This window comes from Brevundimonas sp. (assembly GCF_041648115.1).
Taxonomy (GTDB): Bacteria; Pseudomonadota; Alphaproteobacteria; order Caulobacterales; family Caulobacteraceae; genus Brevundimonas.
The window spans coordinates 1-20,329 of the sequence record NZ_JBAZPR010000011.1 but is presented as its reverse complement, the minus strand read 5'-3'; the positions used below and the strand labels follow the sequence as shown (position 1 = coordinate 20,329).

The 20,329-nt window shown below is 65.8% G+C and carries 26 protein-coding genes; 12 read left to right on the top strand and 14 right to left on the bottom strand.

Features of this window, described 5'->3' with window-relative positions; translation table 11 throughout:
• The 6 genes from WC597_RS11225 to WC597_RS11200 form a co-directional block, all read right to left on the bottom strand.
• Complete coding sequence (locus WC597_RS11225) at positions 1-1,029, bottom strand: glycerophosphodiester phosphodiesterase family protein (RefSeq protein WP_372693393.1); 1,029 nt, start codon at positions 1,027-1,029, stop codon at positions 1-3.
• Between the two features lie 53 nt (positions 1,030-1,082).
• Positions 1,083-1,886 carry an inositol monophosphatase family protein gene (locus WC597_RS11220; protein WP_372693392.1) on the bottom strand — a complete coding sequence of 268 codons (804 nt, stop codon included), beginning with the start codon at positions 1,884-1,886 and terminating at the stop codon, positions 1,083-1,085.
• 104 nt (positions 1,887-1,990) lie between these two features.
• Positions 1,991-2,557, bottom strand: a complete 567-nt coding sequence (gene efp, locus WC597_RS11215) for an elongation factor P (RefSeq protein WP_159845246.1) — start codon at positions 2,555-2,557, stop codon at positions 1,991-1,993.
• Positions 2,558-2,656: 99 nt separating this feature from the next.
• A complete protein-coding gene (locus tag WC597_RS11210) occupies positions 2,657-3,217 on the bottom strand; it encodes a tryptophan-rich sensory protein (protein ID WP_372693391.1) in 561 nt (186 codons plus the stop codon).
• Positions 3,218-3,272: 55 nt separating this feature from the next.
• Positions 3,273-3,782 (bottom strand): bacterioferritin, encoded by a 510-nt coding sequence (bfr, locus tag WC597_RS11205; RefSeq protein WP_372693390.1) that lies wholly within the window; start codon positions 3,780-3,782, stop codon positions 3,273-3,275.
• Between the two features lie 144 nt (positions 3,783-3,926).
• Positions 3,927-4,112 carry a bacterioferritin-associated ferredoxin gene (locus WC597_RS11200; protein ID WP_135195182.1) on the bottom strand — a complete coding sequence of 62 codons (186 nt, stop codon included), beginning with the start codon at positions 4,110-4,112 and terminating at the stop codon, positions 3,927-3,929.
• 119 nt (positions 4,113-4,231) lie between these two features.
• Here WC597_RS11200 and thiE point away from each other — a divergent pair, with 119 nt between their 5' ends.
• The 3 genes from thiE to WC597_RS11185 all read left to right on the top strand — a co-directional run bounded on the left by thiE (position 4,232) and on the right by WC597_RS11185 (position 7,565).
• Positions 4,232-4,885 (top strand): thiamine phosphate synthase, encoded by a 654-nt coding sequence (thiE, locus tag WC597_RS11195; protein ID WP_372693389.1) that lies wholly within the window; start codon positions 4,232-4,234, stop codon positions 4,883-4,885.
• 63 nt (positions 4,886-4,948) lie between these two features.
• Positions 4,949-6,634, top strand: coding sequence for an ATP-binding protein (locus tag WC597_RS11190; RefSeq protein ID WP_372693388.1), 1,686 nt, complete (start codon positions 4,949-4,951; stop codon positions 6,632-6,634).
• 49 nt (positions 6,635-6,683) lie between these two features.
• Positions 6,684-7,565 carry a hypothetical protein gene (locus tag WC597_RS11185; RefSeq protein ID WP_372693387.1) on the top strand — a complete coding sequence of 294 codons (882 nt, stop codon included), beginning with the start codon at positions 6,684-6,686 and terminating at the stop codon, positions 7,563-7,565.
• Between the two features lie 4 nt (positions 7,566-7,569).
• On the opposite strand, the gene WC597_RS11180 is transcribed toward WC597_RS11185, so the two are convergent.
• Entirely contained in the window at positions 7,570-7,911 is a 342-nt protein-coding gene (locus WC597_RS11180; RefSeq protein ID WP_372693386.1) for a VOC family protein, read from the bottom strand.
• Positions 7,912-8,010: 99 nt separating this feature from the next.
• Between WC597_RS11180 and WC597_RS11175 the strand changes: the two genes are divergently transcribed.
• A complete protein-coding gene (locus tag WC597_RS11175; protein WP_372693385.1) occupies positions 8,011-8,157 on the top strand; it encodes a hypothetical protein in 147 nt (48 codons plus the stop codon).
• Between the two features lie 3 nt (positions 8,158-8,160).
• On the opposite strand, the gene aroC is transcribed toward WC597_RS11175, so the two are convergent.
• Positions 8,161-9,246 carry a chorismate synthase gene (gene aroC, locus WC597_RS11170; RefSeq protein ID WP_372693384.1) on the bottom strand — a complete coding sequence of 362 codons (1,086 nt, stop codon included), beginning with the start codon at positions 9,244-9,246 and terminating at the stop codon, positions 8,161-8,163.
• 8 nt (positions 9,247-9,254) lie between these two features.
• The gene (locus WC597_RS11165) at positions 9,255-9,989 is read right to left on the bottom strand and encodes a DnaJ C-terminal domain-containing protein (protein ID WP_372693383.1); all 735 of its coding nucleotides are present in this window, start codon (positions 9,987-9,989) and stop codon (positions 9,255-9,257) included.
• A gap of 110 nt (positions 9,990-10,099) precedes the next feature.
• Here WC597_RS11165 and pdxH point away from each other — a divergent pair, with 110 nt between their 5' ends.
• Positions 10,100-10,774, top strand: a complete 675-nt coding sequence (pdxH, locus tag WC597_RS11160; RefSeq protein ID WP_372693382.1) for a pyridoxamine 5'-phosphate oxidase — start codon at positions 10,100-10,102, stop codon at positions 10,772-10,774.
• 248 nt (positions 10,775-11,022) lie between these two features.
• On the opposite strand, the gene queA is transcribed toward pdxH, so the two are convergent.
• Positions 11,023-12,228, bottom strand: a complete 1,206-nt coding sequence (queA, locus tag WC597_RS11155) for a tRNA preQ1(34) S-adenosylmethionine ribosyltransferase-isomerase QueA (RefSeq protein WP_372693381.1) — start codon at positions 12,226-12,228, stop codon at positions 11,023-11,025.
• A 71-nt stretch (positions 12,229-12,299) separates the two neighbouring features.
• Between queA and WC597_RS11150 the strand changes: the two genes are divergently transcribed.
• Positions 12,300-12,545: a hypothetical protein gene (locus WC597_RS11150; protein WP_372693380.1), complete on the top strand. Its 246-nt coding sequence runs from the start codon at positions 12,300-12,302 to the stop codon at positions 12,543-12,545.
• Between the two features lie 341 nt (positions 12,546-12,886).
• On the opposite strand, the gene WC597_RS11145 is transcribed toward WC597_RS11150, so the two are convergent.
• Positions 12,887-14,251, bottom strand: a complete 1,365-nt coding sequence (locus WC597_RS11145) for a D-amino acid dehydrogenase (protein ID WP_372693379.1) — start codon at positions 14,249-14,251, stop codon at positions 12,887-12,889.
• 57 nt (positions 14,252-14,308) lie between these two features.
• Here WC597_RS11145 and WC597_RS11140 point away from each other — a divergent pair, with 57 nt between their 5' ends.
• From WC597_RS11140 to WC597_RS11115, 6 genes are all read left to right on the top strand, one after another.
• Positions 14,309-14,758, top strand: coding sequence for an Lrp/AsnC family transcriptional regulator (locus tag WC597_RS11140; protein ID WP_372693378.1), 450 nt, complete (start codon positions 14,309-14,311; stop codon positions 14,756-14,758).
• A gap of 30 nt (positions 14,759-14,788) precedes the next feature.
• Positions 14,789-15,265, top strand: a complete 477-nt coding sequence (locus WC597_RS11135) for a hypothetical protein (RefSeq protein ID WP_372693377.1) — start codon at positions 14,789-14,791, stop codon at positions 15,263-15,265.
• Between the two features lie 61 nt (positions 15,266-15,326).
• Complete coding sequence (locus WC597_RS11130) at positions 15,327-15,671, top strand: RidA family protein (protein ID WP_372693376.1); 345 nt, start codon at positions 15,327-15,329, stop codon at positions 15,669-15,671.
• Between the two features lie 52 nt (positions 15,672-15,723).
• The gene (locus WC597_RS11125) at positions 15,724-17,406 is read left to right on the top strand and encodes a lysine--tRNA ligase (protein WP_372693375.1); all 1,683 of its coding nucleotides are present in this window, start codon (positions 15,724-15,726) and stop codon (positions 17,404-17,406) included.
• A 61-nt stretch (positions 17,407-17,467) separates the two neighbouring features.
• Positions 17,468-17,845 (top strand): hypothetical protein, encoded by a 378-nt coding sequence (locus tag WC597_RS11120; protein WP_372693374.1) that lies wholly within the window; start codon positions 17,468-17,470, stop codon positions 17,843-17,845.
• Positions 17,846-17,933: 88 nt separating this feature from the next.
• A complete protein-coding gene (locus tag WC597_RS11115) occupies positions 17,934-18,407 on the top strand; it encodes an SH3 domain-containing protein (RefSeq protein WP_372693373.1) in 474 nt (157 codons plus the stop codon).
• Positions 18,408-18,470: 63 nt separating this feature from the next.
• On the opposite strand, the gene WC597_RS11110 is transcribed toward WC597_RS11115, so the two are convergent.
• From WC597_RS11110 to WC597_RS11100, 3 genes are all read right to left on the bottom strand, one after another.
• On the bottom strand, positions 18,471-19,106 hold the full coding sequence (locus tag WC597_RS11110; protein WP_372693372.1) for a helix-turn-helix transcriptional regulator: 636 nt from the start codon (positions 19,104-19,106) through the stop codon (positions 18,471-18,473).
• Between the two features lie 52 nt (positions 19,107-19,158).
• Positions 19,159-19,590, bottom strand: coding sequence for a hypothetical protein (locus WC597_RS11105; RefSeq protein ID WP_372693371.1), 432 nt, complete (start codon positions 19,588-19,590; stop codon positions 19,159-19,161).
• Positions 19,591-19,681: 91 nt separating this feature from the next.
• Positions 19,682-20,032 (bottom strand): hypothetical protein, encoded by a 351-nt coding sequence (locus WC597_RS11100; RefSeq protein ID WP_372693370.1) that lies wholly within the window; start codon positions 20,030-20,032, stop codon positions 19,682-19,684.
• Positions 20,033-20,329 lie beyond the last annotated feature (297 nt).

The window sequence follows — 20,329 nt, the reverse complement described above, 5'->3', positions numbered from 1 at the left end:
CTAAAGGCCTGCGAGCGCCAGCGCCGGGAAGTCGCTGAAGATCGCATCTACCCCCGCTTCGGCAAAGGCGGCGGCATAGCCCGCCATGTCGCCGTGCTCGGCCAGGCCTTCGCCCCGCCGCCGCTCGGCCGGCAGGAAGGCGTTCTCGGCTCGCAGGGTCCAGATCACGACCTTCAGCCCCGCCGCATGGGCGTCGCCGACCAGGGCGCTGGGCGTGGTCGTGCGGCCCTCCGCGTCGCGCGGCAGGACCAGGGTCATCTCCGGCGCGACCCACGCGGCATAGGCGGCCATGGCCTGCAAACCTTCGGCCGTAATCATCTGGGCATAGGTCATGTCCGGTCGGTCCGCCGGGGATCCTCTGCTGTTGACCAACTGGGCCAGGGGCGTGTCGATCCGCTGGGCCAGACGCTCCAGCGGCCCGACCTCGAAACACTGGATGATTACGGGTGCGTCCGCGCCCTTCAGGTCCAGCCGTTCCAGTTCGGCGACGAAGGCGTCCTCCATCGGCAGGCCGATCCCGGCGAAATAGGTCGGATGCTTCAGCTCCGGCGCTACGGCGATGGTCCGGCCGGTTCGCGCTGAGGCCGCGCGGGCGATGGCGACCACCTCGTCGAAGGTCAGGATCGGCTCCTGTCCGTCGAAGGTCGCGCTGCCGGGGCGGAAGGCGGGCAACCGTTCCTTGGTCCGTAGGGTCTTCAGTTCGGCCAGGGTGAAGTCTTCGGTAAACCAGCCGGTAGTCGGGACGCCGTCGATGGTCTTGGTCGTCTTGCGGTCTGCGAACTCGGGCCGGTCGCCGACGTCGGTCGTGCCGCCGATCTCGTTCTCGTGCCGATCCACGAAGACGCCGTCCCTGGTCAGCACCAGATCCGGCTCGATCACGTCCGCGCCCTGTTCGACCGCCAACTCATAGGCCGCGCGCGTATGCTCCGGCCGCTCGCCGGACGCGCCGCGGTGGGCGATGATCAGGGGCTGGGCCAGGGCGGGCGTTCCGACAAGGAGGGCGAGGGCGGTGACGATGGCGCGGATCATGCCCGATGGATAGGGCAGGGGCGTGACAGCCCCATGACGACCAGACTGAGGTCTTAGCCCTGCAGCACCTTGCGCAGCTGCGGGTGCAGTTCGCTGTTGCTGGCCAAAACGGACACGCCCGTCTTGGGATCGCCGTCGTTCTCGATGGTCGTCACCTTGCCGCCGGCCTCGGTGACGAACAGGATGCCCGCCGCCACGTCCCAGGGTCTCAGGTTGCGCTCATAGAAAGCGTCATAGCGGCCGGCCGCGACCCAGGCGAAATCCAGCGCAGCCGAGCCCAGACGGCGCATGCCGGCGACGCGCTGGCCCACGGCGTGGATGTCCTTGATGGCCTGGGCGTGGCCTGACTTGCCGATGAAGGGCAGGCCGGTGGCGATCAGGCTTTCCGACAGGTCGCGACGACCGGCGACGCGGATGCGGTGATCGTTCAGATAGCAGCCTTTGCCCTTTTCGGCCCAGAACAGCTCGTTCATGACGGGGTTGTAGGTCACGCCGGCGACGATCTCGGACGAGCCGTCGGGCGCGCGACGCTCCAGACCCACCGTGATGGCGAAATGGGGCATGGCGTGCATGAAGTTGGTGGTGCCGTCGATGGGATCGACGATCCAGGTGTGGGACTTGTCGGTCCCTTCCATCATGCCGCGCTCCTCGCCCAGGAAGCCGTAGCCGGGGCGGGCCTTCATCAGCAGTTCGTAGAGGGTGTCCTCGGCCTTCAGGTCGGCGGCCGTGACGAAGTCGCCGGGGCCTTTGCGCGAGACCTGCAACTGCGAGACCTCGCCGAAGTCGCGGAGCATGGGGCGGGCGGTCTTGCGCACCGCGTCGAGCATGACTTGGAGCAGGGCGGAAGCGAGGGCCATCGGCGGATCTCCTGGTCCGCATATCCTGAAAAGGCGCTGGTTGGCCCGGACATGCGGAGAAGTTCAAGGAAGGGAACGGCCCCGAATGAGGCCGGCAGTCGGTGTCAGTCCGCGCGGCGGACGTATTCGCCGGTCTCGGTGTCGACGACGATGCGCTCGCCGGCCGACATATAGGGCGGGATCATGATGCGGACGCCGTTCGACGCCAGCGCTGGCTTGTAGGACGACGAGGCCGTCTGGCCCTTAACCGTCGGCTCGGTCTCGGCGACCTCCAGCACGACCTGATCCGGCAGCGACAGGCCGATCGGACGCTCTTCGTGCATCTCGATGACGACCTTCATGCCCTCTTGCAGATAGGGGATGCGGTCGTCGCCGACCCAGGTCTTCTGCAGTTCGATCTGCTCGTAGGTGCCGTCGTCCATGAAGACCAGGCTGTCGCCGTTGTCGAACAGATAGGAGAAGTCCTTCTGTTCCAGCGTCACGCGCTCGACCTTGTCTTCCGAACGGAAGCGTTCGTTCAGCTTGTTGCCGGTTTCCAGGTTCTTGGCCTCGACGTTGGCGAAGGCGCCGCCCTTGCCGGGCTTGACGTGGCTGGCTTTCGTGACGACCCACAGGCCGTTGTTCACTTGCAGGACCATGCCGGGCTTGATGGTGTTGCCGTTGATCTTCATGGGGTCACATCGGGAATAGGGTTGCGCTCTCGCGCCGGTCGGGGCGAGGCGAATAGGGCGCGATCCCTAGAGGAAGCCCCGATAAAGGGCAAGCCGGGCCTAATGCAGCGTGCGCTCGCGCGACGCGTCGTCCACCTTGCGATGCAGGAAGTTGCCGAAGCGCACGCCTGATCCGGTCGGAGCCGCCATCTTGCCGGCGCCCTCGTCCAGCTTGCGCGCCTCGTGGGCGAAGGCGGCGGCCAGGCCTGCCGACGACATGGCGGCGATCACCTGACGCCACATCGACGACGGCCGCAGGCCCAGCCAGATGGCGTTTACTGTCTGGGCGGCCAGCCAGAGACCCAGGGCATGGGTCCGTTCGGGCCGTGACGGGGCGTTCCACACCCGCACCGCCGACAGGGTGGTGGCGGAAAAAACGGCAGGCAGGATCAGGCTGAAGGCGCCGCGCGGCTTTTCGGTGATCGGCAGATCCTTCTTGCGGACCTGTTTCAGATTGCGCTTGGGCGTCAGCGCCCCCGACGCGATCCCGTGCGCGAGAAGGGCGAAACCAACCGTCAGGGCGATGCCGGCGACGACATGGCCGGCGCTGCGTCCCTCGCTGTTCAGCAGATCCTTGGCGGCGTCGCGAACGTCGTCGATGGCGTCGTCGATATCGGTCATGGTCCGCTCCAGCTTGGCCCTGAAAGGCTAATGACCGGAGCGGACCGGAGTTCCGTCAGAAGGCAGAGTTGCCGGTCGCGGCGCTGTCGGTGACGATCTCTTTCATGGCCGATTGCAGATAGTTCTGCGCGCCCATCAGTTCGATCAGCTTGTGCTGGTTTTCGAGGAAGTCGATGTGCTCCTCGGTATCCGCCAGGATCTTCATCAGCAGATCGCGGCTGACGTAGTCGCGGGTCTCCTCGCACTGGGTCACGGCGGCGGCGGTCGTGGCGCGGCTGTCCAGCTCCAGCTGAAGATCGGCGCCCAGGCATTCGATCGGATCCTCGCCGACCTTCAGCTTGTGCAGGTCCTGAAGGTTCGGCAGGCCATCCAAGAAGAGGATGCGTTTGATCAGCATATCGGCGTGCTTCATTTCGCCGATCGATTCTTCGTAGATTACGTTGCCGAGGTGCGACAGGCCCCAGCTTTCGAACATGCGCGCATGCAGGAAATACTGGTTCACTGCCGTCAGTTCGTTGGTGAGCACTGCGTTCAGCGTGCGCAGGATTGCGGGGTCGCCCTTCATGGCCATGGTCCTTGGTCTCGCCACGGCGCGTTCGCCGTCTGTCGAGCGAGGCAATACCACAGTAAAACGCGCGTTGTTTATTTGCGAGTTTTTATCACTACATTGATAGTGCGAGTGATTTTCGGCCGCGAGAAGGGCTGAGGACTATTCGGCTGCGAGTGCGAACGCTTCGCGGCTGTCCTGGATCATCTGGCGCATCTCGCAGACGCATTTGGCGCACTGGGCCTGGCACTGGTTGCGCGCGAAGATGTCGCGCGGACGGCAGGCCCCGGCCTCTATGGCTTGGGCGACATCACGTTGGCGAAGACCGTTACAGTTACAGACGTACACGAGGCGCTACACGTTCCATCGACTGAGAATGGTTCGCTATAGCACGAGATAAGGCGATTGCAAGTCGTTCGCATGGCTCGAACATTGACGGATCGTCGCGGGGGGAGGCAAGGACGGGCATGGCCAGAACACCCACCGTCCCCGCCCGACCACCTTGCCGGCTGTATCTGATCACGCCGCCCGCGATCGCGGACCTGAGCGCCTTCGCCGAGACCTTGGATCAGGCCCTGGCGGCCGGCGATGTCGCGGCCCTGCAGATCAGGCTGAAGCCTGCGGACGACGCCACGATCCGCGCGGCGGTCGCGGCGCTGGCCCCCATCGCCCGTCGCCATGACGTGGCCGTCCTGTTGAACGACCGACCGGACCTGGCCCGCGAAACAGGGTGCGACGGTGTTCACATCGGTCAGGAGGACGGCTCGCTCACCGAGGCGCGGCGCATCCTGGGGTCGGACGCCATGATCGGCGTCACCTGCCACGACGACCGCGACCTGGCCTGGGACGCGGCCGAGGGCGGGGCGGACTATGTCGCCTTCGGCGCTTTTTATCCCACGGACACAAAAGAGACGGTCTATCGTCCGGATCTGGAAATCCTGACGGTTTGGCAGGACACGGTCGAGACCCCTTGCGTCGCCATCGGCGGCGTCACCGTCGATAATGCCGCTGAGCTGGCGCGTGCAGGCGCGGACTTCGTCGCCGTCAGCAACGGCGTCTGGGGTTACGGAGAAGGCGCAGCCGAAGCGGTCAAGTTGTTCAATCAAAGGTTGAAGTTCTGACTTCAGGGGATATTAGGAACCCTGTGGTCTTTTACCCCGCCTCTATTCGGTCGGGACGGTTCCATGATCATGAGCCGCGCGCTCAACAGCGACGACCCGCCTATCTCGTCTTCGACGACGACGCCGGAGGTTGGCCAGCAGCCGATTGACCTGAACGACGGCCACCACCCCTTCCAGCCTCTTGTGCCTGTGCTGACCGGAGTGGCGGTCGCGATCCTCGTCGCCCTGGCCATCGCCTATGGTCGTTCGGCGGGACTGGTCGCAGGTCTGTGGGGCGCCAGCGGCGTCGCGGTCGCTGTATGGTTGCGGACCAGCCGCGGCCGCAACAGCGACCTGACGTTTGCGGGGGTTCTGACCGTCAGCATCCTGATCGGTGAGATCATAGCAGGCAACAATCCGGCGCTGGCGCTGGCCTTCACCATCGTCAATATGATCGAGATCGTGGCTGCGGTCCTACTGGCGCGGCGGTTCTCGCCGACGCTGAACCTGTCTAGCCTGAATGGCGCCGTCAGCTTCCTGTTCGTCGCCGCCGTCATCGCGCCCATCCCGGCGGCGCTGGCCAGTTTGGTCATCCTGAATCAGATGGGACAGGGGGAGATCTGGCAGGGGTTTCAGACCTGGTGGTTCGGTCATGCGCTTGGCATCGCCGTGCTCGGCTCCATGGGGCTATCGCTGACGCGCACCACGCTCAAAAAACTTCTTCGACCGGCGAAAATGGTCGAGGCCGCCGTCCTGGTGGGGCTCATTCCCGTCTTCTGGTATGTCGCCTTTGCGGGCAGCACTCCCATGGGGTTCATGCTGCTGCCCTTGTTGCTGGCCATTGCCGTGCGGTTGGGCGTGGCGGGCATAGCCTTCACCCTCGTCGTCGTCAGCTTCTTGTTGGTGGGCGGGGCGATGATCGGCCACGGCCCCTATAGTCAAGGATCGCTTCCCGAACAGGTGATGATGGCGCAGATGCTGGTGCTGGTCGGCTATATGCCGGTTCTGCTGGTGGCTTCACTTCTGGAAGAACGCGATTTGCTGGCCGAGCGCGCGCGTCTCGGTCGCGAGCGTGCGGAAAAGGCGTCCGAGGCCAAGTCCCGTCTGCTCGCCAACGTCGCGCACGAGATCAAGAGCCCGGTCGCCGGCATCATCGGCATCGGCGACCTCTGGCGTCAGGGGCAACTGGGGCCGATCACGCCCCAGCAGGCTGAAATGTCCGAAATGCTGGTCGCGACCGCCCGTCAGGTCGAAACCCTGGCCCATGATTTGCTGGACGTAGCGCGAGCCGAATCCGGCGCCGTCAGGGTGGAACTGCGCCCGACCGACATTCCGGGTCTGCTGGAGGATGTGCGTCGCACCTGCCTCTTGCGACCGGATGCCTACAAGGTCGCCATAGAAGTGATGTGCGAAGGCGACGGCCTGATCGCCATCGCCGATTCCCAGCGTCTGGCGCAGGTGGTGACAAATCTGACGATCAACGCCTTGAAATACGGCAGTTCCGGCGGGCGCGTCATTCTTCGTGCGCTGCGTGAGGACGACTGTGTGCGGATCGAGGTCACCGACTTCGGCCCCGGCCTGTCCGTCCAGAAGCAGGCCCAACTGTTCGAACCCTTCAACCGCCTGGGCCTGGAGCGTTCGACGGTCGAGGGTCACGGCGTGGGTCTGGCGCTGGCCAAGCGGCTGGTAGAGTTGCAGGGCGGGTCCATCGGCGTGATCTCGGCGCCGGGTGAAGGCGCCACCTTCTGGGCTCTGTTGCCCAAGGCGTGAGGTCGCGCTTGCGGTCGGCCCCCGGCCGCGCGATTGTCGGGACATGCCCATGATCGCCCTTGCCGCTGCTCTGTTGATTTCAGGACAGGCGACGACGCCGCCTCAACGCTCGTCTTCCGATCTGACGCGCGGTCTGAACAGCGCCCCACCGTCGGCCGTGACGCCGCCAGCCTCGTCCAGCGCAAGTTCGACGCCGATTCAGGCCCCGGCCCGCACCACGACCCAGACCTTGCCGCCGATTGGTCAAAGTCCAGCGGCGACGCCTCGCCCGGCGCCGACGACATCTCCGGCGCAACGACCGGCCCAGACGCCCAGCGGGGCGACGACGCAAACCCTGCCTCCCATCGGTCAGAGTCCGGCTGCGACGCCGCGCTCGGCGCCGACGACACCATCGGCGCCACGTTCGACGCAGACGCCTGGCCGAGCGACGACGGCGCCCGCCACGTCGCAACCGCCCGCCGCCTCAACAACCACCCCGCGCCCGGCGCCGACCACCGCTGCACCACAAGCCACGACGCCCGCACCCGTCACAGCGACGCCGCCACCCGCAGCGCCTGCGCCTGCGCCTGCCGCGCTCGACGCCGCAGCCATCGCCGCTTTGCCGTTCAGCATCGAACTGCCGGCCGGCCTGACGATCACGCCTGCGCGCGCGGGCGCCGACGCCCGCATCTATCGGGTCCAGCGCGGCGATCAGACACTGCTGATGATCTACGCCGGGCCGTCGTCGCAGTTTCCGATCTATGACGGCGAGATGGTGCGCGCCGGCGGCCGGGCTTCGGTGGTGGTGACGGAGGGCGGGCGGCGCCTGGCCATGGAACATCTGTTCCAGCGATCGACCGCCCCAAAGGAAATCCACGCCTGGATCGCCAGCGTCACCGGCGCCGACCGGGATCTGGCCGAACGGATCGGCCAGTCCATCGACGCCCACTGAGCCGTCAGCCCTCGGACCAGACCGCCATTTCGGTCCCGGCGGGATCGGCGAAGTGGAATCGGCGACCGCCGGGGAAGGCGTAGATCGGCTTCAGGATTTGGCCGCCGGCCGCCTCGACCTTGGCCAGCATGGCTTCCAGGTCATGGGCGTACAGGACGGGCAGGGGCGTCTTGGTCCGTTCGGCCTGGTCGGCGTCGAACCCACCGTCCAGCCCCTGATCGAAGGCCGCATAGGTCGGGCCGTAATCCACGAAGGTCCAGCCGAACGCCTGGCTGTAGAATTCCTTTGTCGCGGGCAGGTCTGCGGCGGGCAGTTCGAGATAGTCCAGCTTTCCGTCTTCACGCACGGTTGATCTCCTCAGTTCGACGCCACCGACCGATCCCTCTTGCACGACGCCCGAACATGCGCAAACCTGCAAACGGTTCGCAGTTGCAGGAGTCGAGCGATGATCGTGATGACGACGGGAATGACGGGCCTCATGGCCTTGATGCGGCAGGACGAGCGGCCGGTCGGCCGACCGTTGAAAGCCGCCGCAAGCCGCACGCCAGCCCTTCAGTCGATGATCGCTACGACGCCCCGACCGCCCCGCTGACGCCTAACCGACCTGGGCGCGGTGCCTCAGGAAGGCGTCGGCCAGGACGCAGGCGGCCATGGCTTCCACCACCGGCACGGCGCGCAGCGCGACACAGGGATCATGGCGTCCCTTGGTGCGCAGGTCCGTCTCCTCGCCGTCGCGCGTAACCGTCTGGCGCAGGGTCAGGATCGACGATGTGGGCTTGAACGCCACCCGCGCCGTCACCGGCTGGCCCGTCGAAATCCCGCCCAGCACGCCGCCCGCCTTGTTCGACAGGAAGACCGGCTGCTTGTTCAGGTCCAGCCGCATCTCGTCGGCGTTCTCTTCGCCCGTCAGTTCGGCCGCCTCGAAGCCGGCGCCGATCTCGACCCCCTTGGCGGCGTTGATCGACATCAGGGCCGCCGCCAGTTCGGAATCCAGCTTGCCATAGATCGGCGCGCCCCAGCCGGCCGGAACGCCCGTGACCTCCAGAGCGACGACGGCGCCGACCGACGACCCGGCCTTGCGAACACCGTCCAGATAGGCCTCCCAGGCGGGCACGACCTCGGCCGAGGCGGCGAACAGCGGATTGCCGGATACGGCGTCGAAATCGACCTGATCCGGGGCGATCCGGTGGGCCCCGATCTGCACCACGCCCGCACGAATCCTGACGCCTTCGCCCAGCACCTTGCGGGCCACGGCGCCGGCCGCCACGCGGCTGGCGGTCTCGCGCGCCGAGGACCGTCCGCCGCCCCGGTGATCGCGCACGCCGTATTTGGTCTGGTAGGCATAGTCGGCGTGGCCCGGCCGATAGGCGCGGGCGATCTCGCCATAGTCCTTGGACCGCTGGTCCTCGTTTTCGATCAGGATCGAGATCGGCGTGCCCGTCGTGACCGGGCCGTCGCCGTCGTCGAACACGCCCGACAGGATGCGCGCCGTATCGCTTTCCTTGCGCTGGGTCACAAAGCGGCTGCCGCCGGGCTTGCGCTGGTCCAGCCACGGCTGGATGTCCGCCTCGGTCATCGGGATCAGCGGCGGGCAACCGTCCACGACGCAGCCGATGGCCGGCCCGTGGCTCTCGCCCCAGGTGGTCACGCGAAACAGATGGCCGAAGGTATTGTGCGACATGCGGTGACTTATGCCGCCAGACGCTCCTGCGTCCAGACCCGCGTGAACCGCAGCAGCAGGTCTTCCGCCGCCGAAGGCACATCCGACGACGGCGTCAGCGTCACGAACAGATGCCCGGCCTCGCGCGATCCGCGCGCCGGCAGGCCCAGGCCTTTCAGGCGAACCCGCACCGGCGCGGCCATGTCCGCCGTTATCCAGGCCGAACGCGTTCCGGCATAGGTCTCGATCTCGACCCGACCGCCGTCGGCCATCAGGCGTTGTTCCGTGGGCCAGGTCATGAAGATGTCGTCGCCGACGACCGACAATCCGTCCTCGGGCCGGATCAGAACCGACAGATACAGGTCGCCGCCATCCGCCGCGCCGCGCCGCAGCCGCAAATGATCGCCGCTTCGCAGGCCTTTCGGGGCCGTGACCCGCACCACCCGATCTCCCAGCTGCAGTTCGACGCGCGCGCCGGCAATGGCCTGCATCGGGCTGAGCACCAGGACCGGCGCAGGCGCGGGACGCTGCTTGGGGGCGGACAGAGCCGGGCGGGCAGGCTGATGCGCCTGGATCAGGCGATAGGCGGCGATCACGCGCCGGAACCGCTCGGCGTCGCCGCCGGCCTGGTCGGGGCGCGCCGCCTTGACCGCCGCGCGGAAGGCCGTCTTCAGCGCGGCGGCGTCGACATCGCCGCTGAGACCCAGCGTCGAAAGGGCCTCGCGGACGCCGGAAACATCGGAGGGGTGACCATGCGCGCTCATGCCGTCACCGTTCGCCCATCAGGGTCAATGGGCGGTTAACCGTGATGCTCAAACAGCCGTTTTTGACCTCGATCATTCCCAGCACGACCCACAGGGGCTAGATCATCGGCATGACCGCATCCGTGATCCCGCCCAGCCCGTCGCGTGAGGACTACGCCCGCGACTACGCCGCCGCCCTGGCCGCTAATGGCGACGAGACCATCTTCACGCGCGCCGAACCCATCGGTCTGTTCGTCGAATGGTTGGCCGATGCGCGCGCGCACGAGCCGAACGACGCCAACGCCATGACCCTGTCCACGGTCGATGCGGATGGCCTGCCCGATGCGCGGATCGTCCTGCTCAAGGATGTCGATGCGCGCGGCTTCACCTTCTATTCGAACAGCGAGAGCGCCAAGGGCGTCGAACTGGCGGCCTGCGCCGCCGCCGCCCTGACCTTCCACTGGAAATCCCTGCGTCGCCAGGTGCGGGTGCGCGGCGCGGTCCAGCCGGTCTCGGCGGCCGAGGCCGACGCCTATTTCGCCAGCCGCGCCCGCGAAAGCCGGATCGGCGCCTGGGCCTCGGACCAGTCCCGCCCGCTGTCGGATCGCACCGTGCTGGAAGAGGCCGTGGGCCGCGAAACCGCGCGCTTCGATAGTCAGGACGTGCCGCGCCCGTCCCACTGGACCGGCTGGCGCGTCGTACCGCGCTCGGTCGAGTTCTGGCGCGACCGGCCGTTCCGCCTGCACGACCGGCTGCGGTTCAAGCGCGACGGCGAGGCCTGGCGGTCGGGCCGCCTGTGGCCCTGACGCTAGTGCAGTTCAGAACAAGGTTCGTCACAAAGGTCACGGCGAGGTCACAGCGAACACGACGGAGCTGTGCCCGGTTCGGAACGTCTTGATGGCCTGCGGCGGCGAAGCCGCAGATCGATCTACGGCCTGGACATGGAGTTGAGACGAGCCGACGCGCGTTCGGTCTCGTCGTGTTCGCTGTGACCTCGTTGTGCCCGTTATGATGAACGCCTTGCAGGCCCGCATCAACTCAAGCGTCGATGGCTCTAGGCGCGGAACAGCAGCGATCCGTCGCCGTAGGAATAGAATCGATAGCCGTCCGCGATGGCGTGGGCGTAGGCCGCCTTCATCGTCTCGCTGCCCGCAAAGGCGCTGACCAGCATGAACAGCGTCGACTTTGGCAGGTGGAAGTTGGTCATCAGCACATCCACCGCCCGGAACCGATAGCCCGGCGTGATGAAGATGGCCGTGTCGCCGTGGAAGGGTTTGATTTCGCCGTCCTCGGCCGTCGCGCTCTCCAGCAGACGCAGGGAAGTGGTGCCGACGCAGACGATGCGGCCGCCGTTCGCATGAACCGCATTCAGCGCGGCGGCGGTTTCAGGCGACACCTCGCCCCATTCGCTGTGCATCTTGTGATCGGCCAGGTCGTCGGCCTTGACCGGCAGGAAGGTGCCGGCGCCGACGTGCAGGGTCACGGCGTGGGTCGAGACGCTCTTGGCGCGGATGGCGTCGAGCAGGGCAGGGGTGAAATGCAGGCCGGCGGTCGGGGCGGCGACCGACCCGTCATGCTCGGCGAAGACGGTCTGATAGTCCGACCGGTCGCGGTCGTCCTCGGGCCGTTTCGCGGCGATATAGGGCGGCAGGGGCATGACGCCTACCTCGCGGATGGCGTCATCCAGCGCCGGGCCGGACAGGTCGAACGTCAAGGTGATCAGACCGTCGTCACCCTTTGAAACGACTGTCGCCTCCAACATCCTTCTCCCCTCGGGGGAGAAGGTGGGCCCGGAGGGCTCGGATGACGGGGCTATGTCCGCGATCTCGGCGATTGAGGTCGTGCCCGCGTCGGGCAACCCCCTCATCCGTCTCGCTTCGCGATCCACCTTCTCCCCCGAGGGGGGAAGGGATGAGAAGACGATCCGATCCCCCGGCTTGATCCGCTTGCCCGGCTTCATGAAGGCGGACCAGACGTCGGGCGCGTCGCGGTGATGCAGCGTCGCCTCCACCTCGACCGTCAGGGTCTCGCCCTCGGGTCCGACCCGCTGCCGCACGCCCGACAGACGCGCCGGGATCACCCGCGTGTCGTTGAACACCAGCGCGTCGCCGGGGCGCAGAAAGTCCGGCAGGTCGCGAATGACCCGGTCCTCCAGCACGTCGCCCTTCACGACCAGCAGACGCGCGGAATCGCGCGGATCGGCCGGGCGCAGCGCAATCCGGTCTTCGGGCAGGTCGAAATCGAAATCGGCGGTCTTCATCGGCCGCTCTATACGAGCGTCGTTCGCAGTGCGCCACGACGTAAGGTGGGTGAAATGCGGAGTTGAGCCTTATGAACTTGTTCATCGACCCAGAACAAAATGCTGGGATGATCATTCGCGACCGTCTCATCGTCTCGGCAGCCGCGTTCCCCGCTGTGTTCGGGTTTGGTTTGGCGATCGCCATATCTCGCGATCTGATTATCGCTGGCGCCGTTGCGGTCGTCGCGTCCCTCATCTCTGCCGGGATTACTTTGACACCATCAGTGCGCGCTGCGCGCATCCGGATAATGCGGCGGAAATATCCGGACGCTTCCTGACTAACTTCCGTTCGTCCTGTCAGGCGAGATGGGCTGAGAACGCGCTACCAGCGCATGTCGCTCGAGCCGGTCCTTGATTTCCAAAAGGATTTGTCGCCCGAACGGCCTCTACCCTAACGCGCCCTATACATGCGTTAGAATGGCCGCCGGTCTTTGACAGCGTAAGTTCAGGCAACCCACACGGCCAATTCCCGCCTGCGTCTCACGGCGACCACACCGGCAGATTAGACGATTAGATACTCTAGACGGTGAATTCTCGTCCGCGCCTCAGGGTGCCGACGCCGAGAGATCAGACGAATTAGACACTGTAGACGGTAAAAATGCCCGGCTGGCGTCTGATGTCAGGTGTATCCCGGCGCAAACGCCCCGGCCCAGGCGCCGTAGCGATTCAGGGACAGGTCGCGTGTCTCGATCTCCGGCGACCGGCCGTCGACCATATCGGCCAACACGCGGGCCGAGCCGCACGCCATCGTCCAGCCCAGGGTGCCGTGGCCGGTGTTGAGATACAGGCCGGGGATCTTGGTCGCCCCGATCACGGGCGTGCCGTCGGGCGTCATCGGACGCAGGCCGGACCAGTAGCTCGCGCCCGCCAGATCACCACCGCCGGGGAACAGGCTGCCGACCGAATGGGCCAGGGTCTCGCGACGCAGCGCGGGCAGGGTGTTGTTGTAGCCCGACAGCTCGGCCATGCCGCCGACGCGGATGCGGTCGCCCAGGCGGGTGATCGCCACCTTGTAGCTTTCGTCCATGACGGTGGAGACGGGCGCGCGGTCGGCATCCAAAATCTTGGCCGTGATCGAATAGCCCTTGACCGGATAGACCGGCAGGTCGAGACCCAGCGGCCTGGCCATCATCGGCGAATAGGAGCCGAGCGCCAGGATCACCAGATCCGCCGTTATGGCGCCCTTACTGGTCAGGGCGCCGGTCGCGCGACCGTCCGTCGTCGTGATCGACTGGATGTCGGTCCCGGTATGGAAGAGCACGCCGCGCTCCGCCGCCAGCTTCGCCAGGGCGTTGGTGAACAGGAAACAGTCGCCGGTCTCGTCATGCGGCAGGCGCAGCCCCCCGACGAAATCGACATCGGAGGCGGCCAGACCCGGCTCGGCGGCGATGCAGCCGGCGCGGTCCAAAACCTCGCACGGGACGCCGGCGGCCTTCAGCACGTCCACGTCCTTGTGCACGTCGGCCAGCTGTTTTTCGGTACGGAACAGCTGCAGCGTGCCTTGCTGGCGGCCGTCATAGGTGATGCCGGTCTCGCGGCGCAGCAGGTCGATCTGGTCGCGGCTGTATTCGGCCAGACGCACCATCCGGCTCTTGTTCAGCCCATAGCGATCATGGGTGCAGTTGCGCAGCATGGCGACCGTCCAGCGCACCATGGCCATGTCCAATCGAGGCCGCACGATCAGCGGGGCATGGCGCATCAGCAGCCACTTCATCGCCTTAGCCGGGATCGACGGCGCGGCCCAAGGCGCGGAATAGCCCGGCGAAATCTGCGCGGCGTTGGCGAAGCTGGTCTCCAGCGCCGGACCGGCCTGCCGATCCACGACCGTGACCTCATGCCCGGCCTGGCTGAGATACCAGGCGGTGGTGACGCCGATGACGCCGGCTCCGAGCACCAGAACGCGCATATGAAGACCCCGAGCAAATCTCTTGTTCGCCGCGTAAGTTACCCTCGCGTCGTTCGATGATCCTGTCTGTTTGCGCAATGATCTGCGACTGATAAGGTTTGCGCGCAATTATCTGCGGCCGAAAGGCGGAAACTTGTGACCCTGCTTGATCCCATCGATCAGCGCATTCTTCAGCGGCTTCGCGCCGATGGTCGGGTGAGCAATGCGGACTTGGCTGCTGAAATTGGCCTTTCGCCGTCGGCCTGCCTGCGCCGGGTGCGACGGCTTGAGGAGCGCGGCGTGATCCGGGGCTATGCCGCCGTCCTGGCCAATGACGCCGACGACGGGGTGGTGGCCTATGTGGAGATCACGCTGGAGAAACAGACCGACGACCATATGCGCCGTTTCGAGGCGGCGGTGCGCAACCACCCGGAAATCCGCGACTGCTATCTTATGGCGGGCGAGGCCGACTATATCGTGCGCGCCGTGGCGCCCGACATCGCCGCCTATGAGGTGATCCACAAGGACGTGCTGTCGCGCCTGCCGGGGGTGTCGCGCATCCACTCCAGCCTGGCGATCCGAAACGTCCTGGCGGCGCGCGGCTGAACCCCAGCCGCCTTTCGGTGTTCAGACCGGATGAAAATCACCGAACTGTTGCCCTCCGCTCTCATCGGCGCTGTCGCCAGCGCCCGATCCATGACCCCGATGGCGGCCATCGCGGCGGCCGAGTTGGCGCACAAGCCGACGCCGGGGCGGGTCTTCCTGCTGAACCAACCCCTGTTCAAGTTCGGTGCGCTGTTGATGGGCGTAGGCGAGCTGTTCGGCGACAAGATGAAGTCGGCGCCCGACCGCACGGTCTTCCTGGGCCTGCTGGCGCGGGTGATGAGCGCCGGCATCGCGGGATCGGCCCTGGCGCCGCGTGGCAAGGAGAAGCTGGGCGCCGGCGTCGCCGTCGCGACCGCCGTGCCGCTGGCCTATCTGACGCTGGCCGGTCGCAAGAAGGCCATGGCCCGCATCGGCCAGACCCGCAGCGGTCTGATCGAGGACGCCGTGATCGTCGGGGCGGGCGCGCTGGTCGTCGGCCTGACGGTCGCGCGGTTCAGCCGCCGCTAAGCGCTCGACAGGCGAGGAACTGGCGGCGATAGGTGCGACAGCATCTCCAGAGGAACCCGTCATGATCACCCGTATCCAACCCGGCGCCCGCATGAGCGAAGCCGTCATTCACGGCGACACCATCTATCTGGCCGGCCAGGTCGGGGAGCCCGGCGACGACGTGATCGCCCAGACGAAGACGGCTCTGGCCGAGGTCGAGGCCTTGCTGGCGGAGGCCGGTAGCGACAAGTCGAAAATCCTGATGGCCCAGATCTGGCTGGCCGACATCGGAGATTTCGACGCGATGAACAGCGTCTGGGACGCTTGGGTCGACACCGCCAATCCCCCCGCCCGCGCCACGGGCGAGAACCGACTGGCGTCGCCGGACTATCTGGTCGAAGTGATCGTGATCGCCGCCAAGGGCTGATCCCTGCGGCTAAGCGGTTGACCGGGCGGTATGCAGACTGCAAACCGCCAACATGTTGCAGAACCTCGAAACCCTCGCCCGCGAGGCCAAGTCCTGGCCGTTCGAACAAGCCCGCAATCTGCTGGCCCATGTGCTGAAGAAGCGTCTGACCGACGCCGAGCGGGATGCGGCGAAACTGCTGATCGACGCGGGCAAGGCGGATGAAGCTCTGGCGGCTTTTCCCGCTTTGCAGCGTCCGGTGATCCTGGAGACCGGCTATGGCCCGTCGGGCCTGCCGCACATGGGCACCTTCGGCGAGGTGGCGCGCACGACCATGGTGCGCAACGCCTTTCGCGCCCTGACCGGCGACCATTGGCCCACGCGCCTTATCGCTTTCTCCGACGACATGGACGGCCTGCGCAAGGTGCCGGAGGGCGTGCCGAACCCCGAGATGCTGCGAGAGGATCTGCATCTCTCCCTGACGCGTGTGCGCGACCCCTTCGGCACCCACGACAGCTTCGGCGCGCACAACAACGCCCGCCTGCGCGCCTTCCTCGACAGCTTCGGCTTTGACTATGAGTTCATGTCCTCGACCGAGACCTATAAATCGGGCCGGTTCGACGCGACGCTGCTGACCCTTCTGGAACGGTTCGACGCGGTCCAGGCCATCATGCTGCCGACCCTGGGCGAGGAGCGCCGCGCCACCTATTCGCCCTTCCTGCCCGTCAGCCCGATCACTGGCCATGTGCTGCAGGTGCCGACGCTGGCGCGCGACGTCGAGAAGGGGACGATCACCTTCGAAGACCCCGCAGGCGAGCCGGGTAACCGCACCGAGGTTCCGGTCACCGGCGGCCATGTGAAGCTGCAATGGAAGCCCGACTGGGCCATGCGCTGGGTCGCACTGGACGTCGATTACGAGATGTCGGGCAAGGACCTGATCGAAAGCGTGCGCGAAAGCTCCAAGCTGTGCCGCGCCTTGGGCGGCACGCCGCCGGAAGGGTTCAACTACGAGCTGTTCCTCGACATCGAGGGCCGCAAAATCTCTAAATCAAAGGGCAACGGCCTGACGATGGACGAGTGGCTGCGCTACGGCACGCCGGAGAGCCTGAGCTGGTACATGTTCCAGTCGCCGAAGTCGGCCAAGAGCCTGCACTTCAACGTCATCCCGCGCGCGATCGACGACTATCTGGCCTTCATCGAGAGCTACAAGACCCAGGAGCCGGCCAAGCGAATCGACAACGCCGTCTGGTCGATCCATGCGGGCGATCCGCCGACCCACACCTCGCCGGTGTCGTTCGCCCTGCTGCTGAACCTGGTCGGCGTGGCCAACGCCTCGACCAAGGACCACCTGTGGGCCTATTTCGCCAAATACCTGCCCGAGGCGACGCCGCAGAACGAGCCGTTGCTGGACCGGCTGATGGGGTCGGCACTGAATTATTACGAGGACTTCGTGAAGCCCTCGAAGTCTTACCGCCTGCCGGACGACAAGGAGAAGGCGGCGCTGCTGGACCTCGCTGGGCGGCTTAGGGCCCTGCCGTCGGACACGACCGATGGCGAGCTGATCCAGAACGAGGTCTACGCCGTGGGCAAGGCGCATGAGTTCGAGCCGCTGCGGGCCTGGTTCGGGGCGCTTTACGAGGTCTTGCTGGGCGCAAGCCAGGGGCCGCGCTTCGGCTCGTTCGCGGCCATCTACGGGTTGCCGCAGACCATCGCACTGATCGAGGCCGGGGCGAACGGAGAACTGGCGCAATCTTGACGTTTGGTCAGGATTGGTAACTCGTAGGCTTTGGGATCGACGGCTTAGCCGGGGAGGCGAGTTGAGTTACGAGATCGACGAGCAAGCGCGGATCCTGTGGTTGGACCTGGTTTCTGCCGGGTCGGCCGACAAGGTGTTGGAGGCGACGGTTGGCCTGGTCACCGAGCGACCCGACCTCTGCGCCTGGGATTGGATCGTCGAATGCGAGCCCATGACCGACGATGCCACTGTCCAGCATCTGGCGAAATTGGCGCAGGCTTGGGGAACGCCGCCCGAGGTGGAGGCGGTGACGGTCTTTGTCACCCACGATCGGTTGCTGCATCTGTGGGCGCGCGTGCTGGACTTTCAATTCGCAAGGCGCAAACACCTGATCGAGCGGGACACGAATGCGGCGCGTCGGTTGATCGAGCGACGCAGGAGCGCGCGCTCGCAAAGATGAACCGAAAATAACGGCGAAGCTCCGGGAGCCTTCAGGTTCGTCCAGGCATTCTCCCCTCATCGGCAAACGCGCTGACAGGAGAAGAGTTATGTCGAACAAGATTTTCAAGACCGGTCTGGCTACGGCTGCTGCTCTGGCCGCCATGGTGACGGCCGCACCTATGGCCGCCCAGGCTCAAGCCAATGGCGTGACCAACTGCGACGCCCCCGGTGGTCGCCAGCGTGCGGGCGCCCTGATCGGCGCCGTCGTCGGCGGCGTGGTGGGTTCCAACCTGGCGCGTAACGAGCGCACCGCCGGCACCATCGTCGGTGCGGGCGCTGGCGCCGCGGCCGGTTCATACATCGGCTGTAACCAGCAGCGGACGCGTGCCGCGGCCACGTCGAACGGCTCGCAATATCGCGCCTCGTCCAACCTGCGTATCCGCAGCGGTCCCGGCACCAACTATCGCCAGGCGGGCACCCTGTCGGCAGGCCAGCCCTTCACCGCCATCGGTTCGCAAGGCGAGTGGGTTCAGATCGCCGGCGGCGGTTGGGTGAACGCCAACTACGTCTCGGCCAACTAGTCTCTTCACCCAAGATCATCGAAAGCTCTGTCCGGTTCGCCGGGCGGGGCTTTCTGCTGGCGCTTACTGACTGACCCACAGGATGCGGGCCATCCATTCGATTTCGCGACGCGGCACGACGCGGGGCGGATATTCTGGATTGATTGATGACAGGGTGACCGCACGGCTGGTCAGGCTGGTCACCTCCTTGGCGACGGTCTCGCCGGTCGTCAGCCGGGCCACAACCCGGTCGCCGCGTCGTACGCGCGTCGCCTCCTGATCGACGATGACCCGGTCGCCCTCGCGATAGAGCGGCGACATGGACTCGCCGGTGATCTTCAGGCTGAACAGGGTGTCCTTGGCGCGGGGCAAGTCGGTCTGGTCCCAGCCTTCCCCCATCGGCAGGCCGGCATCGTCGAAAAATCCGTCCTGTCCCGCCTTGGCCAAACCGAGAAGCGGAACGGTGGTGGGTCTATCCGGTGCATCATCGGCCAGGATCGCGAAGTCGGAGAGCGACACCCCGGTCGCCTGGAGCACCAAGGTCATGCTTTCGGTCGATGGCCAGCGAGGACGCGGTGGATCGCCGGGGCCAAAGCGTTTGGAGGGGTTGAAGCTGGTGGCGTCCAGACCGGCGCGGCGGGCGAGGCCAGACGGCGTTAGGCCCTCGCGCCGCGCCAGGCTGTCGACGGCCTTCCACAGTTTGGCGTGTGATAGCGGCATGGCGTCCCGGCGACCGATTCGCCCACAGGATACGATGGGGAGTTAGGAATTTCTACCTATTCATCGCAGCCGCTCGGCGTTCCTGCCAAGCGTAGAATGTGCCGATGATAATGCAGATGATGATCAGATAGCCGATCAGATTCACGACTGTATAAAGCGATCCCACCATGATCGGTTGTCCGGTAAGGATCATGATGTGCGACATGACCGCAATCAGTTGCAGGCCGCTTGCCCATACTGGCCAGGATTGGCGATACCGCCAGCTTATTCCGATGAAGACGACCAATAGCGCCAGGTCGATGAGGAACATTCCCACGGGAACGCCACGAAAGCCGCTGTTTTCCTGCATCACGATGGTCGCAAACCAGGCGAACAAATAAGCGCCTGCGCCTGCGCGTTCGGCTGAACCGCCTTTGAGAAAGGCAAACAGCGCCATGCCGACCATGAAGACCGCGCCAATGATCGCATAAGCGATATTGAGCATGACAAATCGCCCCCACGCAGAAATGCGCAGGGGCGATAATGACCGAAGTCAGATCAAACTGAAATCTCGGTAAGCCAAGCTTACCAAGAATTCACGCGACGCGGTGCAGATGCGTCGGCGTGAGGGCGGACTTGGGGTCCAGCCAGTCGTCCGGCTTCGCCACAGGACCAGCAGCGTAGGTGCCGTAGCCGAGGCGGCGGTGGTCTTTTTGCAGTTCGGCGTGGCAGGCGACGATGGACTCGCGCGCAGCCGACAGGGCGGCGATCGTTTCCATGGCCTTGGCCTGGGCGACCGTGCCGCTGACGGGCGACAGCGAAAGCGCGGCGCGGGCGCCGATGAAGGATTGAACCAGCGTCGTCGCCTGGGTGATCGCGGCGTCGATCGCGAGTTCGGTAGCGTGCAGGTCGCCAGCAACGCTGGTGACGACTTCAGTGCGGTCCATGAAAGCCCCTCAGATAAGGTTACGAGAGACTTATGGTTATCACGTCTTAACCATGCTTGGTAGAGGTATCTTCATAAGTGCGGCAATCGCGCGTTGAAGCGCCGCCATACGGATGGCGGTGAAGTTCAGCATTTGTGGGGATCCCGGCCGAATCGGTGCGCAGGCGGCCGGCGCCTAGGCCCAATCGACATTCAGTGATTCCCGAGCGTCCTGATGCGTGATTCATAGGTCTCCGTGTTGGCGGAGGTCTTTGATGGGTGTGAAGCGTTACGAACTCGACGATGCGCAGTGGGATCG